This is a genomic window from Paraburkholderia sp. XV (genome assembly GCF_020177535.1).
GTDB lineage: Bacteria > Pseudomonadota > Gammaproteobacteria > Burkholderiales > Burkholderiaceae > Paraburkholderia > Paraburkholderia caribensis.
This window is the reverse complement of the sequence record NZ_JAGUUD010000094.1, coordinates 17,231-32,268: the sequence shown is the minus strand read 5'-3', so window position 1 is coordinate 32,268 and position 15,038 is coordinate 17,231. Positions and strand designations below refer to the sequence as shown.

Annotated in this window: 17 protein-coding genes; 7 read left to right on the top strand and 10 right to left on the bottom strand. The window is 64.9% G+C overall.

Annotated elements, in window-relative coordinates; genetic code table 11:
* Window positions 1–230 precede the first annotated feature (230 nt).
* The 3 genes from KFO72_RS31780 (at window position 231) to KFO72_RS31770 (ending at window position 2,098) form a co-directional block, all read left to right on the top strand.
* Window positions 231–818 carry an NTP transferase domain-containing protein gene (locus KFO72_RS31780; RefSeq protein WP_225033770.1) on the top strand — a complete coding sequence of 196 codons (588 nt, stop codon included), beginning with the start codon at window positions 231–233 and terminating at the stop codon, window positions 816–818.
* Between the two features lie 246 nt (window positions 819–1,064).
* On the top strand, window positions 1,065–1,781 hold the full coding sequence (locus KFO72_RS31775) for a PIG-L family deacetylase (RefSeq protein WP_107203708.1): 717 nt from the start codon (window positions 1,065–1,067) through the stop codon (window positions 1,779–1,781).
* A gap of 170 nt (window positions 1,782–1,951) precedes the next feature.
* A complete protein-coding gene (locus tag KFO72_RS31770; RefSeq protein WP_167352363.1) occupies window positions 1,952–2,098 on the top strand; it encodes a hypothetical protein in 147 nt (48 codons plus the stop codon).
* A 46-nt stretch (window positions 2,099–2,144) separates the two neighbouring features.
* Here the strand turns inward: KFO72_RS31770 and KFO72_RS31765 are convergent, their stop codons facing one another.
* From KFO72_RS31765 to KFO72_RS31750, 4 genes are all read right to left on the bottom strand, one after another.
* Window positions 2,145–2,528, bottom strand: a complete 384-nt coding sequence (locus tag KFO72_RS31765; protein WP_176054766.1) for a nitrile hydratase accessory protein — start codon at window positions 2,526–2,528, stop codon at window positions 2,145–2,147.
* Entirely contained in the window at window positions 2,525–3,190 is a 666-nt protein-coding gene (gene nthB / locus KFO72_RS31760) for a nitrile hydratase subunit beta (RefSeq protein WP_224100451.1), read from the bottom strand. The genes KFO72_RS31765 and nthB overlap by 4 nt, the downstream gene beginning before the upstream one ends.
* Window positions 3,187–3,867 (bottom strand): nitrile hydratase subunit alpha, encoded by a 681-nt coding sequence (nthA, locus tag KFO72_RS31755; RefSeq protein WP_176054768.1) that lies wholly within the window; start codon window positions 3,865–3,867, stop codon window positions 3,187–3,189. The genes nthB and nthA overlap by 4 nt, the downstream gene beginning before the upstream one ends.
* A 102-nt stretch (window positions 3,868–3,969) precedes the next feature.
* Entirely contained in the window at window positions 3,970–5,892 is a 1,923-nt protein-coding gene (locus KFO72_RS31750) for a potassium transporter Kup (RefSeq protein ID WP_054932532.1), read from the bottom strand.
* Window positions 5,893–6,699: 807 nt separating this feature from the next.
* Between KFO72_RS31750 and KFO72_RS31745 the strand changes: the two genes are divergently transcribed.
* Both KFO72_RS31745 and KFO72_RS31740 read left to right on the top strand, forming a co-directional pair.
* Window positions 6,700–6,861, top strand: a complete 162-nt coding sequence (locus KFO72_RS31745; protein WP_225033769.1) for a hypothetical protein — start codon at window positions 6,700–6,702, stop codon at window positions 6,859–6,861.
* Between the two features lie 42 nt (window positions 6,862–6,903).
* On the top strand, window positions 6,904–8,547 hold the full coding sequence (locus KFO72_RS31740) for an NRAMP family divalent metal transporter (protein ID WP_225033768.1): 1,644 nt from the start codon (window positions 6,904–6,906) through the stop codon (window positions 8,545–8,547).
* Window positions 8,548–8,808: 261 nt separating this feature from the next.
* On the opposite strand, the gene KFO72_RS31735 is transcribed toward KFO72_RS31740, so the two are convergent.
* From KFO72_RS31735 to KFO72_RS31725, 3 genes are all read right to left on the bottom strand, one after another.
* Window positions 8,809–9,057, bottom strand: a complete 249-nt coding sequence (locus KFO72_RS31735; protein WP_054932533.1) for a hypothetical protein — start codon at window positions 9,055–9,057, stop codon at window positions 8,809–8,811.
* 198 nt (window positions 9,058–9,255) lie between these two features.
* Window positions 9,256–9,996 (bottom strand): peptidoglycan DD-metalloendopeptidase family protein, encoded by a 741-nt coding sequence (locus KFO72_RS31730; RefSeq protein WP_054932534.1) that lies wholly within the window; start codon window positions 9,994–9,996, stop codon window positions 9,256–9,258.
* A gap of 253 nt (window positions 9,997–10,249) precedes the next feature.
* Entirely contained in the window at window positions 10,250–10,561 is a 312-nt protein-coding gene (locus KFO72_RS31725) for a cupin domain-containing protein (protein ID WP_007744296.1), read from the bottom strand.
* Between the two features lie 242 nt (window positions 10,562–10,803).
* On the opposite strand from KFO72_RS31725, the gene KFO72_RS31720 reads away from it, so the two are divergent.
* Both KFO72_RS31720 and KFO72_RS31715 read left to right on the top strand, forming a co-directional pair.
* Complete coding sequence (locus KFO72_RS31720) at window positions 10,804–11,124, top strand: hypothetical protein (RefSeq protein ID WP_054932535.1); 321 nt, start codon at window positions 10,804–10,806, stop codon at window positions 11,122–11,124.
* Window positions 11,125–11,179: 55 nt separating this feature from the next.
* On the top strand, window positions 11,180–11,929 hold the full coding sequence (locus KFO72_RS31715; RefSeq protein ID WP_062916274.1) for a DUF2968 domain-containing protein: 750 nt from the start codon (window positions 11,180–11,182) through the stop codon (window positions 11,927–11,929).
* A gap of 159 nt (window positions 11,930–12,088) precedes the next feature.
* Here KFO72_RS31715 and KFO72_RS31710 read toward each other — a convergent pair whose 3' ends face one another.
* From KFO72_RS31710 to KFO72_RS31700, 3 genes are all read right to left on the bottom strand, one after another.
* Complete coding sequence (locus tag KFO72_RS31710) at window positions 12,089–12,400, bottom strand: DUF4148 domain-containing protein (RefSeq protein WP_036001078.1); 312 nt, start codon at window positions 12,398–12,400, stop codon at window positions 12,089–12,091.
* 317 nt (window positions 12,401–12,717) lie between these two features.
* Window positions 12,718–14,127: an NADP-dependent phosphogluconate dehydrogenase gene (gene gndA, locus KFO72_RS31705; RefSeq protein WP_062916273.1), complete on the bottom strand. Its 1,410-nt coding sequence runs from the start codon at window positions 14,125–14,127 to the stop codon at window positions 12,718–12,720.
* A gap of 288 nt (window positions 14,128–14,415) precedes the next feature.
* Window positions 14,416–15,030: a DUF938 domain-containing protein gene (locus tag KFO72_RS31700; protein WP_225033767.1), complete on the bottom strand. Its 615-nt coding sequence runs from the start codon at window positions 15,028–15,030 to the stop codon at window positions 14,416–14,418.
* Window positions 15,031–15,038 lie beyond the last annotated feature (8 nt).

The window sequence follows — 15,038 nt, the reverse complement described above, 5'->3', positions numbered from 1 at the left end:
AGTAGGTGCCGCCCCGCACAGGGGCGACGCGTGAAGCGAGCTAACAAAACGCGGACGCCAGCGCAAAGGCCGAAAACCCGAACCGCGACGCGTGAAGCACGCTAACGTAAAGCGGATGCCAGCGCAAAGGCCCAACCGGCATCGCCGCACCGCAGGTCCAAACAAAACCCTTGCCCCCTCCCCCGTTGCACCGCACAATCCCTCTTCACCCCCCACCTTCTGGTGCCACCATGGCATACGCCTCCCTCGCTACCGGCGTGCTGCTCGCGGCCGGCTACGGATCGCGCTTCGACCCGGAAGGCATCCACAATAAACTCCTCGCCCGCCTGCCCGACGGTACCCCCGTCGCGTTCGAATCCGCGCATCGGCTGCTGCTTGTCGTCCCGCACGTCATCGCGATCGTGCGCCCCGGCTCGGAAATGCTCGCCCGCGTACTCAATGACGCAGGCTGTCATGTCATCTTCTCCGCCGATGCCGAGCGCGGCATGGGCGCCAGCCTCGCCGCCGGCATCGAAGCGAGCGACGACGCCGACGGCTGGATCGTCGCGCTCGCCGATATGCCCCGCATCGCCGCGTCCTCCATCGAAGCCGTCGCGCGCGCAGTCGATGACGGCGCGCCCATCGTCGCGCCCTACTATCAGGGACAGCGCGGTCATCCCGTCGGCTTCGGAATCGAGCATCGCGACGCCCTGCTCGCCCTCGACGGCGACACCGGCGCACGCGCACTCTTCGCCACCCACCCCGTGAAACGCATCGAGGTCGACGACCCCGGCGTGCTCAGCGATATCGACACGCCGGAAGACCTGCGCAACGTCTAGTCGCCTCGCGCCCACATCGTCGACATAACCGCCCGCGCACGGTGAGAACATCCGGGAGCGCAACGCCGATGAGGCGAGCCAATACGGGAAAGATCGCCGAACCATGCGCCCCCCAGGCACGGCGCTTGCGCGCTGCAGCGCGAAAACCGGCGAGCACGCATTGCATCGTTGGTCTAAGCTGTCCACGATGCCGCACGCCCCAATACATCGCCGCCGGCACCCCTCCCGCATCCAGTCCAGGATCTCATGAGCGAAACCAGCCCGCGTCTGTTCATCGTGTCGCCGCATTTCGACGACGCCGTCTTCGGTTGCGGCGCGCTGCTCGCAGCGCATCCCGATGCCGCCGTCTGCACCGTGTTCGCCGCGCCGCCCGCACAGGACATGCGTACCGATTGGGACGAGAAGGCCGGCTTCGCGAGCGCGTACGAATCGGTCCACGCGCGCACGCTCGAAGATAACGACGCGCTCGCCGTGCTCGACGCCATCCCTCTGCGGCTGCCGTTTCGCGACGCGCAATACCGCGATTCGCCGTCGATCGGCCAGCTCGCCGCCGCGCTGGAGGAAGCCATCTACGGCTCGACGTCGAACACGCTGTTGATGCCGCTCGGCCTCTTTCACGACGACCACGGCCGCGTGTTCGAGGCGTGTTGCGAGATTCTGCCGCGCATGTCGCACCTCGAATGGTTCGCTTACGAGGAAGCGATCTATCGCCCGATGCCGGGGCTCGTCCAGCAGCGGCTCGTCGATCTGGCCGGGCGCGGCATCGTCGCGACGCCCGCCAGCCCCGCGGCCGGACACACACTCGACCGCGAGCGCCAGGCGCTGCTCAAGCGCGAAGCCGTGTCGGCGTACGAGAGCCAGTTGCGCGCGTTCGGGCCACACGGCTACGACGACGTGTACGCCGAGGAGCGCTACTGGCGGCTGACAGTGGACCGGCAGGGCGTCCGCCGGGCCAGGCATTGAGCCGTATCGAACCAGATCGAAGCGTTGCTTCAGCGATCACGCCAGCAGTCTTCGCGGTCATCGCCTACGCTAGTGAAAGCAGGACGCTTCGTACCTTGCCGCGAGAGCAGCGCGAATGCGTCCGCCGCCGGTTGCTGCATCGACCGGCCACAACGCCACGAGGTCACACCATGCACACCAGTCCGATTCCCGATCCGAACGCCGATCCGACGCGCGACCCCGAAGGGGACCCGCTCACGCCGCCGTCGCCGGGTCATCACAACGACGAGCCGCAGCGTCCCGAAGGTCCGCCCGACAAGGACCCGGTGCTTCGGTAGCAGCCCGCTGACAGTCCGTTGACAGTCCGATGAAGCGCCAGCACGCTCACCCCAGCCCGATCGGCTGGCCGTGCGGCGTACGGCGCGCCGCCGCGTCCCACGCGTCCTTGCGCTCGATCAGCCCCTCGCGCGTCACGCATCCCTTGGCCGTCGCGATGCGTTCGAGCGCCGTCAGCCAATGCGTGTAGTAGGTGTCGCCGCGATCGGGGTCGCCTTGCGCCTGCGCGTCGCGGATCGCATCGGCGAGGATGGCGGCCCATTCGGGCCATGTGAACACGCCGCGCTCGTGAAGCGCGAGCGTCATCGCGAATGCCGCGGCCTGCCACGGCGCGGCGAAGACCGGGCCGGCACCGTCGCGCGGGATGCCGGGCAGCGCCTCGAGCAACTCGCGCGACACTTCCTGCGACGTCGTGAATGCGGGCGCGCTCATGCCGTCCCGTCCGCTTCGAGATACGGCTCCCAGCAATCGGCGCACACCGACGACGCCGTCGTATCCTTGCCCCACAGCTCGGCGGCATCGAAGCGCACCGTGTACAGCCATTGCGGGTCCTCGCCGCGTCCGAGCGCGTTCGAATCGGGGAACACATGCGCGCCGCGCACCGCGACGATCCGGCCGCGCTTGCCCCGGCAATAGCGCGGCAGGCGCGTGTGTGTGGGCGGATTGAGCGTCAGCGTGCGCACCGCGTCGCCCACGGCAAAGCGCGCGGGATGCGGCTCGTCGCGCGACGCGGGACTGCCGCGAAACAGCATCGGATTGACCTGCCCGGCGGCGAGCACGCGCGGCACGGGCACACCGGCGCGCTGCGACACGCCGCTATCGATCTCGTCGCGCGTCGCGAGTCCCGTGTCGATGAGCAGCTTGCACAAGCCCGCGAACCAGATCTCGTAGTAGCTGCTCGACAGATATTGCGCGGGCGGCAGGCTCTCGCGCGCGGCACGCGACATATCGATGTTCCATTTGCCCGTCGAGCCCATCGCGATCGTCAGCGCCAGCGCGCGACGCTCCCAGTCCGCGTGGAAATACGGCTCGTCGGTTTCGGGTGCGACGGGCCCGAACGACTGCATGCCGCCCATGTCCTGTGCGCCGTTCATGGCCGGCCTCCGCTTGCGGGCTTCACTTCGCCCGGCGCGAGCGCGAGTCCCGTGCCGATCATCGAATCGCGCGTGACGAGATCGGCGAGTTCCGCTTCGTTTAGCGTGTCCGTGTTGGCAGGGCGCATCGGCAGCACGAGATAGCGCACTTCCGCCGTCGAATCCCATACGCGAATCTCCGTGTCGTCGGGCAAGGCCACGCCGAACTCGGCAAGCACGCCGCGCGGATCGATCACCGCGCGCGAACGATACGGCGCCGACTTGTACCAGACAGGCGGCAAGCCGAGCACGGGCCACGGGTAGCACGAGCAGAGCGTGCACACCACCATGTTGTGGACGCCCGGCGTGTTCTCCAGCGCAACCATGTGCTCGCCCTGCCGCCCCGTGAAACCGAGCGACGCAATCGCGGCCGTCGCATCGTCGAGCAGCCACTGACGAAAGCCGGGATCGGACCATGCCTTCGCGACGACACGCGCACCATTGCGCGGACCGACCTTGTGCTCGTAGGTTTCGATGAGCACGTCGAGCGCTTGCGGATCGACGTAGCCTTTTTCGATCAGCAGCGACTCCAGCGCACGTACGCGCAGATCCATCTCGGACAGCGCACTGCCTTCGTGCTCATGGTCATGCCCATGGTCGTGGTCGTGGTCGTGTTGCTGTGTAGCGTCATGGCTCATCTGCGTTCCACCTGAAGAATGCGACACCCGCGCAGTATGGTCGGGCAAATTGGGGAATGCAAACGCATGCCGCGCCGCAGCGCGTCGGACATCCTCGCCGCCTCATATCTCCACCCGCGCGCCGACCTCGATCACGCGGTTGGCGGGCAACTTGAAATACGCCGCCACGTTGCCAACGTTGTGCAGCATCACCGCGAACAGACGCTCGCGCCACATCGCCATGCCCGCGCCCGGCGTCGGCACGACGGTCGCACGGCTCAGGAAATACGACGCCGCGCAGGGATCGAAATCGAGACCCAGCGTGCTCGCGGTTGCGAGTGCCTTCGGCAGATCGACTTCATCCTTGAAGCCGTAGCGGATCGTGATCTGATAACAGCCTTCGCAGACCGTGCGCAGACTGACGCGCTCGTGCTCGTCGACCCACGGAATCTCCTCGTTGTTCACGGTGAGGAACACCACGCGGTCGTGCAGGACATGGTTGTGCATCAGGTTGTTGACGAGCGCATGCGGCACGCTGTCCGGATTCGGCGTGAGAAAGATCGCCGTGCCGGGAACGCGCACCGGCTGACACGCGATCAGCTTCTCCAGATACGCCTTGAGCGGCATCGTGCCCGCGTGCACGCGCGCTTCGGCCCGCATGATTTCCCCGCCGCGTCCCCATGTCGCCATGATCGTGAACATCACAAAGCCGATCATCAGCGGGAACCAGCCGCCTTCGACGATCTTCAGCAGATTCGCCGAGAAGAACGTCGCGTCGATCACGAAGAAGAATGCGGTCGCGAACACGCACAGCAGCCAGTTGTAGTGCCACGCGTAGCGCACGACGAAGAAGGTCAAGAGCGTCGTGATGAGCATCGTGCCCGTCACCGCGATGCCGTACGCCGAGCCGAGCGCCGTCGACGAACCGAAGCCGAGCACGGCGGCCACCACGGCCGCGAGCAGCGTCCAGTTGATGCCGGGCACGTAGATCTGGCCGATTTCTTTCTCCGACGTGTAGACGACGTTCATGCGCGGCAGGAAGCCCAGTTGCATCGCCTGCTTGGTCATCGAGTAGGTGCCGGAGATCACCGCTTGCGATGCAATGACCGTTGCGATCGTCGCGAGCACGATCATCGGATACAGCGCCCATTGCGGAAAGAGCCGGTAGAACGGGTTCTGCAGCGCGGTCGGATCGGCGATCAGCAATGCGCCCTGCCCCAGATAGTTCAGCGCGAGCGCCGGAAACACGAGGCCGAACCAGGTCATGCGGATCGGCCGCGCGCCGAAGTGGCCCATGTCGGCATAGAGCGCTTCCGCCCCCGTCAGCGACAGCACGACGGCCCCCAGCGCGACGAACGCCAGCCACTCGTGACGCAGGCAGAACGCGAGACCGGCGAGCGGATCGAGCGCGGCGAGAATCGCGGGTGCCGAAATCACGTTGGTCACGCCCACCACCGCCAGCACCACGAACCAGACCACCATCACCGGCCCGAACACCGCGCCGATTCCCGACGTGCCGTGCTTCTGCATCACGAACAGTGTGACGAGCGCGATCAGCGTCACGGGTATCACGCAGGTCTTCAGAAAGGGCGCGGCGACTTCCAGCCCTTCCACCGCGCTCAGCACGGAGATGGCGGGCGTGATGATGCTGTCGCCGTAAAAGAGCGCTGCGCCCATCACGCCGACGATCAGCAGCACATGACGCAAGCGCGGCCGGTCCACCACCGACGAAGCGGCCAGCGCGAGCAGCGCCATGATGCCGCCCTCGCCGTGATTGTTCGCGCGTAGGATCAGCGTCACGTACTTGAGCGACACGACGACGGTCAGCGACCAGAAGATCAGCGACACGATGCCGATCACGTTCAACGGCGTTAGCGGCAAACCGCCCGATGACGCGAACACGGTTTGCAGCGTGTACAGCGGACTCGTGCCGATATCGCCATAGACGACGCCCAATGCGGCAAGCGCCAGCGAACGGAGCGCCGGTTTGTGCGGCGCAGGCGCGCCGATCGCGCCCGAGCCGGGGTGCGTGGCTGAAACGCTCATGTCTCCCTCCAGTGATCGCCTCGTCGTTAGCTGCTATTGAGCGACCTGAAAGCCGGATGAATGGTCGGACCTTTCGGATCTTTAGTACGCGCGATCCGTTGTGCTGACGGCTGATCCCAGTATAGAAAGCGCCTCGCGAAAAGCGCAGCGAACGTGCGTGGACATCACGCCACACCCGACGTGCGCTTCACCGCATATTTCGGTTCTGCTTAAGAAAGTGCATTGACTCGGCTTTGCGCGCGGGCATAGAATTCTCTTATCTTGAAATTTGAGGGGCGTTGCCTTGGACAGTTGCAGTAGTACGTTTTCGAACAGTTTCGCCGCCTGAACGGCAGACGTCCGCGCTTTCTCATCTAGCCGCCGTCTTGCCAGCAGGCAGACGGTGCGCGTCGCAGTTTCCCTCCTCGTGCATCCTGTTTAGCGTCGTTGGGTTCAGCACCCGGCGCAGCGCGTTCGCGCGCGATTCGCAGCCGCTTTCGTGACATGGGCGGCTTCGGCTCGCGTGCCTGCGCCGGCGCGCGCGTGCCTGCTCAACGCCGCCGTAACAGCGCGGCGAAAGTTCGACCTGTCTACCTGTCTACCTGTCTACCTGTCTGTTAGCCACGCATCTCGCCAACGTGCGTTTCGCCAATCGCGATGCGTTTTTTCAATGAACCGGGAGCCGCCATGCCCGACAGTGACAGTCATCCTTTGAACCCAGCCATGCCTTTAACGACCTGAGGCAGGCAAGCCGACCGCTTTCGATTCCATCGATTCTCCCGCGCCTGCCGCCTCACATGCACGAGCCCCTCGTGCCGGAGAACCGATATGTACTTCCTGCTTCTTTCGAACTTGCCGCAAACCCGCGAAGCACGCGCGCACTACGACGCGTTCCTTTCGCTGCATCACGAGCGACGCCACGTAGCCGCGAAGCTCGCCAGCACGCTCAGCAGCATTGCCGCCCGCCTGCGCAAGCGGCAAGCCACATAAACGGAAATCATTCGACCTATATCCGTTCAAGGGAGAATAACAATGGCAACACCACCACAAGCCCTGCCGACGCGCTCCGCCGTTCTCGACGACGCGCATGTCGGCGATATCCGCGGCGCGCTCGGTACGATCGCGCATCACGACACTGCGCCTCGCAATAGCTGGGGCGCGCGTTTGCGCACGCTGCTTGCGATCGTCGGACCCGGCCTCATCGTGATGGTCGGCGACAACGACGCGGGCGCCTTCGGCACCTATACGCAGGCCGGGCAGAACTACGGCACCACGCTGCTGTGGACGCTGCTGCTGCTCGTGCCCGTGCTGTATGTCAATCAGGAGATGGTGCTGCGCCTGGGCGCCGTCACGGGCGTCGGTCATGCGCGCCTGATCTTCGAGCGCTTCGGCAAGTTCTGGGGCGCGTTCAGCGTCATCGACCTGTTCATCCTCAATGCGTTGACCATCGTCACCGAGTTCATCGGCATTACGTTCGTGCTCGACTTCTTCGGCGTATCGAAAGTGGCGGGCGTGTGCATCGCGGCCGCATTGACGATGGCGGCCGTCAGCACCGGCGACTTCAAACGCTTCGAGCGCTTTGCGATCGTGCTGTGCCTGCTGAGCCTGTTGCTCGTGCCCGTGCTCGTGACGATCCATCCGCCCGTCTCGCAGATGACGCACCATCTGTTCATTCCCGCATGGCCCGCGCACGCGAGGCTCTCCGACGTGATGCTGCTGGTGATCGGCATCGTCGGCACGACGGTCGCGCCGTGGCAGCTCTTCTTCCAGCAGAGCTACGTGATCGACAAGCGCATCACGCCGCGCTTCATGAAGTACGAAAAGGCCGACCTGTGGATCGGCATCGTGTTCGTGCTGATCGGCGCCATCGCGATGATCTCGTTCAGCGCCGCGCTGTTCGGCGGCAAGCCGGAGTTCGGCCAGTTCACCGATGCGGGCGGCGTGATCGCCGGCCTCGAACGGTATGCGGGCCGCACGCCCGCGGTGCTGTTCGCGATCGCGCTGATCGACGCGTGCATCATCGGCGCGGCGGCCGTGTCGCTGTCGACGGCCTATGCGATCGGCGACGTGTTCAAGATCCGTCATTCGCTGCATCGCGGCGTCGCCGATGCAAAGGGTTTCTATCTCGTGTACTTCGGCATCGTGGCGGCGGCGGCAGGACTCGTGCTGATTCCGGGCAGCCCGCTCGGTCTGCTGACGGAAGCCGTGCAGACGCTCGCGGGCGTGCTGCTGCCGAGCGCAACCGTGTTCCTGCTTCTGCTGTGCAACGACCGCGCGGTGCTCGGGCCGTGGGTCAACTCGAAAGGGCTGAACCTGTTCACGGGCGGTGTGGTGTGGGCGCTGGTGCTGCTCTCGATCGTGCTCACGGCGTCTGTCGTCTATCCCGACATCAGCGGACACGCGATCGTCGAGATTCTCGCGGGCGGCACGCTGCTCGCCGTGGCGGCGCTCGTCGCGGCGACAGCGCTGCGGCGGCTGCGGGGCGCACCGATGACGGACGGCGCGCCGTTCGTCAGCAAAGCCGAACGCGCAACATGGCGCACGCCGCCGCTCGACACACTGTCGAAGCCCGTCATGACGCTCTCGCGCCGTATCTGGATGGGTGCGCTGCGCGGCTATCTGGTGGTGGCCGTCGCGCTCGTGATCGTGAAGGTGGTGCAGATTGCATTGACGTGAGTCGGAACAGTCTCACACCAGTTTCGAAGAATCCCGATAGTCCGCCCTGGGCGGTTGTGACAGAGTATCGGCGGCCGGTCCGCGGGCAGATATCTGCCGACGCAATGCGAAGCGACAGCGCATGACGCCATGAGCGTCGCATTGCGGTTGATGGGACGTGGATCGGCCCCTTCCTGTTCGCGCGCTCACACCCGCACCGTCAACAAGAAGAGGCGAGCCACACGGGATGGCTCGCCTCGCTGGGCCGAACGCAGGCGCCCATCAAACCGGATGCACTTCCGGCGGCACGTCGCCGTGATACGGCATGATGACCGGCCCGCCGCCCGCATACACGGGCGGAACGGGTAGATGCATCGGCGGCCAGGGCATTTTCGGCGCCTCGGGGAAACCCGGCCACGGGCTCGGCTCCGTCGGCTTGGTAACGGTGAGCATGCCGCCACGCACGGCTTTGGCAGTTTCGCGGTCGAGTTCGTCGACCCTCGACAGGTCTTTCACAAGCAGGTGAGTCATGATGCGTCTCCAGTAACGGTCAAGGTTGGCGAGCGCGCGCTACGCCACGCTCGATAGCCGTGCTGCACGCACCATGCCAAACGCGGCACAGCCCGCTGTCACGGGCCTTTCATCGATACTGGAGAAGCCAACTGAACGCTGCGGACCAACTGTCGGCTGTCGAGGTGTTGGGCGTCCGTCACCGGCTCGCCATGCGATTCAGCGCGGCAGCCACGCAAGCGGATCGACAGGCTTGCCGTCCTTGCGCACTTCGAACTGGATGGACGGCACGCCGTTGTTGTCGACGCCGACTTCGCCGATCGGCTGGCCTTGCGTGACGGCATCGCCCTCTTGCACCAGCAGCCGGCTGTTCTGGCCGTACGCCGTGATCAGCGTATCGTCGTGCTTGACGATGACAAGCGGCCCGTAGGCCTCGAGCGTGCCCGCGTAGACGACCCGCCCGGTCGCGGCCGCTCGCACCTGATCGCCCGGACGCCCGCCGATCACGATCCCCTTCGACTTGCCCGGCACGAACGGCTTGAGGATCGGACCGCGCAGCGGCCATGCGAGCGTCACCTGCGCGGGCGCAACGGGCGCGGGCTGAACGGGCGTGGTGGTCGGCGCCGGTGTCGGCACGGGCGTGGTCTGCGCATAGGCGGGCGGGCCGACTCGCAGCAACTGCCCAGGCGCAACAGGCGACGACAACGTCAGACCGTTCCATGACGCGATGTCCTGGGTGCGCTGGCCGTACGCGCCAGCGATGCTTTGCAGCGTATCGCCCGGATTCACGCGATAGAACCCGGCGGGCACGCCACTGGCGGCCGCGCCGCCCGAAGTCCGGTATGTGGGCGCCGGCGACGGCGCCGCTTCCCACGGGTACGTGGTGCACGCACCGAGCATGCTCGCGACGGCTAGCGAGACCAACGCCTGCGTGACGACGTATTGCCGTTTTACTGTCATTTTTGTGGCCCTCGACGCGGTATGGGACGGCGGCTCATAGGGGCCGCGCGTCGTTTGAACGTGTAGCGGCATATGCAGTGCAAATATTATGCCTCGACTGTCCGCCGACATTATGACGAGCGGACAGGCGCGGATGGCACGGCCCCGACACGCCAGTCGCCGGCGCACAACTCGTCCGCACTGCTGCTTCGGCCTGCTCGATGATTCCTTCTGCAATCCCAATCAATTTCGCCCCATCAGCGAAAACGACGGGTCATACGCTGCCTTCGGACTCGATCACCAGAATGCGCGCCTCGCCGATTGGATGCGCAACGTGTTCCGTGCCGACCGATGCGTGAAACACATCGCCCGTCTCCAGCACGGTGGAATGCTCGATGCCCGCTTCGCGGTAGCGCATCTCCACGCGCCCGTCCAGCACGGCGAAGACTTCCTCGCCATCGTTGACGTGCCATTTGTACGGCTGGTCGGTCCAGTGAAGGCGCGTGGTGATGCCGTTCATGTTGGCGATATCGAGCGCGCCCCATGGACGCTCTGCCTTGAACGTGCTGCTGCGGACGATTTTCATGTCGGTGTTGCGCAATGACGTGGGTCGGACTGGTCATTATAGTGGCGCTCGCGCGCATGCACGCGTCTTGCTCACATGGCTGGACAAGACCGATACATGCGGCTTGCGGGGCCATTGCATAGCTGGAGTGCTCGCCTATACTGAAACTTGCTGCGGTCAACAAACATGCGCATGCCCGCAAGCGCGATGCGCGGCGAGACGGTTCATTCCACTTCAGCGTTTCCATCTGACGAGGAGGTTCCATGAACAAGGCGTTGTTTCTTGCCGTACAACTGAATGTCGACGAGATGACTGCATCGCCTGCGCTGGTCGAACTGCTCAATGCGCATCTCGTTTTCGCCGTCGACGTCGCCGAGGCCGCCGATGCCCTCGTGCAACTGGCAAGCGTGAGCCGCCTGTCGAGCGGCGTGGAAGCGAGCGTCGAGATTCCCGCGGTCGCCCTCGAACAGTTGCGCGAGGCGCTGGAAGCGCTCAGCGAATACGACCAGTCGTGGCTCTTCGCACTGGAACCAGGCCATGCACTATTCGACGATATCGCGCGCAGGCAACGCACGCTGCATTGATGCGCCCGCAACCCTTAAGCGGTATGGCTTCCCGGCCGCCTACCGAGGATCGAACGTGAAAAATCTCCTGAACATGCGTCGCACCGCTGTCAGCAATGGCGCCGCGGCTCACTTTCACTTCCCGCCACAGCACGCCCCGCAAGCCGAACCCGCACGGCTCGACGACCTGCCCGCCAGCGAAAGCGATGCGGGCGCAACCATCGAAGCGCGCCCGGCCAGCCCGCCGCCGCGTCCCGTCACGCCGCTGCATGCGGTGCAGGTCACGCCCTCGGCGCCGAACGGACGCACCGTGCAACTGGCCGACGCAGCCGATGTAGAACGCATGATCGACAACGCCGAGCTCACGACCTTCCACACGTTTCGCACTTTTGACTATTCGGTCAGCCTGCTGTTTTACCCAAAAGAAATGAAATACTTCGCCGCACTGTTTCAGGAAGACCGTCTATGGCGCGTGTTGAGTACCACCGACATCAATACGGCGAGGCAACTGTTCCACCATATGCAGGATCAGGCGACACGGCTTTCCGACGGTGAGACCCGTCGCTTGCAACTCGAAGCGCAGAACGAGCAGATGAAGCGGGCCATCGCTGAATCCGAAGCGCACGCGGAACGGCTGCGTCAGGGCTTGCAGCGCACGACCGAGCAGGATCAGGCGGTGACGAACCGGCAGCATCAGTTGCGCAAGGACCTCGCGCAACTCGAGGCGCAACGCACGGCCGCGCAGGCGCAGTTGAACAAGGTGCATCGGCAGGTGCATCAGTTGAACGTCGCGAACAACGAGTCGATTCCGCATATGCCGCGGTAAGGCGACGCGCTGCCCGACGGGCTTCGCCCGCGTCGGACGCAAAAAAACGCCACCCCGGTTTTACCTTGGGCGGCGTTTTTTTACCTGCGCGTGTCGATTGGGGCTCGCGGACCCCAACGGGCGCCGTCGATCTGGCGACTGTGTCGGCTCCGCCGGCGATCAGTTGCCGAAGAACACGGAACGCGGGCCCTTCTCGTCGGCCAGCGAGCGGCCTGCCTGCGACGTGCCGTTGGTCTGCACGCCATAGCCGCTTGCGTTGGCGTCTTCTGCGTGGACACGCGCTTCCGCGGCCTGGATGTTGTTCGGGTAGTTCTGGCGATCCGACAGCGGATCGTAGCCAGCCTTTTCCAGACGGGCCAGATCGGCGCGAACTTCGGCGCGCGTCAGCGGCTGCTGGCTCGATTGAGCAAACGCTGCAACGGGAGCGGCAACAGCGGCGGCAAGAACGACTGCGGAAATCAGGGCTTTCATGGACAACCTCCGAGAACTTGTTTTTTGGATTCGCTGCGAACGTCGTGTCCGTCAGCGTTGATGCAAGTCTATGGAAGGAAACGTCCTAGGGAAATCCCTTATCTCGCTAAACTATGTTGCGATTATTGAAATAATTCGTCCAATCCATCGCTCAACCCACTTTTTAAGATCATATAATTGCAATACTGTGTTCCAAAAAGTGTGCACTGATTGAAACAATCAGCGGCGCAAAGGCAAACGCCCCGGCGCCGTGAGGCGCCGGGGCGTTTGAACTCAGAGCGATCCGCGCTTTACTGCGCGAACAAAGCCCGTCCCGCTCAGGACCAGTTCGCGTGGAAGCTGCCCGGCTTGTCCAGGCGCTCGAACGTGTGCGCGCCGAAGAAGTCGCGTTGCGCCTGCACGAGGTTGGCGGGCAGACGCGCCGAGCGGTAGCCGTCGAAATACGCGATCGCCGACGAAAACGCCGGCACGGGCACGCCCGCCGACGTCGCGGCAATCACGACGTCGCGCAGCGCCCCCTGGTAGTTCGCCGCGATGTCGCGGAAATACGGATCGAGCAGCAGGTTGGCGATCTGCTTGTCCTTCGAGTAGGCGTCGGTGATCTTCTGCAGGAAGCGGGCGCGGATGATACAGCCGGCGCGGAAAATCTTCGCGATTGTGCCGTAGTCCAGATCCCACTTGTATTCGTCCGACGCCGCGCGCAGTTGCGCGAAGCCCTGTGCGTACGAAATCACCTTGCTGAAGTACAAGGCGCGGCGCACGGCTTCGATGAAAGCGGCGCGGTCGCCCGAGAACGGCTTGGCCACGGGCCCTTCGAGCACCTTGCTGGCTGCCACGCGCTGATCCTTCAGCGACGACAGCACGCGCGCGAACACGGCCTCCGTGATCAGCGGCAGCGGCGCGCCGAGGTCGAGCGCGTTCTGGCTCGTCCACTTGCCCGTGCCCTTCTGCGCGGCGCGGTCCATGATGACGTCGACGAGGTCCTTGCCGGTTTCCTCGTCCTTCTTGTCGAAGATCTTCGACGTGATTTCGATCAGGTAGCTGTCCAGCTCGCCCTTGTTCCACTCGGTGTAGACAGCGCCCAGTTCCTGGTTCGACAGCCCGACCACCTGCTTGAGCACCGAGTAGCTTTCGGCGATCAGCTGCATGTCGCCGTATTCGATGCCGTTGTGCACCATCTTCACGAAATGACCCGCGCCGTCGGGGCCCATGTACGCGACGCACGGCTCGCCGTCCGGCGCCTTCGCCGCGATTTCGGTGAGGATCGGGGCGACCAGGTCATACGCTTCGCGCTGGCCGCCCGGCATGATCGACGGGCCCTTGAGCGCACCCTCTTCGCCACCCGACACGCCTGTGCCGATGAAGTGCAAGCCGGACTTCGCCAGTTCCTGATTGCGGCGGATGGTGTCGGTGAAATGCGTGTTGCCGCCGTCGATCAGAATGTCGCCCTTCTCCAGCAGCGGCTGCAGCGATGCAATCGTCGCGTCGGTGCCTTCGCCCGCTTTGACCATCATCAGGATGCGGCGCGGCTTTTCCAGCGAGTTGACGAATTCTTCCAGCGTGAAAGTCGGGACCAGCTTACGGTCGGGAAACTCCGCGATCAGTTCGTCGGTTTTCTCGCGGGTGCGGTTGAACACGGAGACCGCGTGACCGCGGCTTTCGATGTTCAGCGCCAGATTCCGGCCCATCACCGCCAGCCCCACTACGCCGATTGCCTGTTTGCCCATGTGAATTCTCCTGATTCCACCGCAGCGCGGCGGTAAGTCGTGAAGCTGCGCCCACCATCAGGGCGCGGCGTCGAGGATGAAAGGATAAAAGAAATGACGGGATGACGCTCGCGTACTCCCCGCCTGTCCTGTTCGTGTCCGGCACGGCCGATGCATGCGGGCTTTCGCCGCGCTTTCGCGGCCCGCTGCGGGCTCTATCAAGCTTAGTCCGCGAAACGGGCCGGGAACGTTTGTCGTGCAACGGCAAGGGGTCGAGCACACGGTGAAGCGTCAGACCCGCCGTGCCCGCTAACGTTTCCTGAACACGAGGCTGAAGTTGTTGGCGGGCATCGCGATTGGCTCGTCGGCATCGAAGCCCGCCGCCTCCGCCAGCGCCATCACGTCTTCCATGTTGCGCACGCCCCATGCGGGATTGCGGCTTTGCAACTGGTCGTCGAACGCAGCGTTGGTCGGCGCCGTATGCGCGCCGCCGCGCCGGTACGGCCCATACAGAAAGAGCACGCCGCCCGGTCCCAGCAGCCGCCCCGCGCCGCCGATCAGCCCCTGCGCGGACGCCCACGGCGAGATATGGATCATGTTGATGCAGACGATCGCAGCGGCGGCTTCGATGCCCCACGACGCGTCGCGCACGTCGATCGCGAGCGGCGGCCGCACGTTGGTCAGCCCGCTATGGGCTGTCCATGCGGCGATCGACGCGCGCGCCTCGCCGTCGAGGTCGCTGGGCTGCCAGACGAGACCCGGCAGCGCCGCCGCGAAGTGGATGGCGTGCTGGCCCGTGCCGCTCGCGATTTCGAGCACGGTGCCCGTCGCGGGCAGCACGCGTTCGAGCACGGCGAGGATCGGCTCGCGGTTGCGCTCGGCGGAAGGCGCGTGCTGGCGCAGGTTGAGATCAGGCATAGTCATGGCGGTTC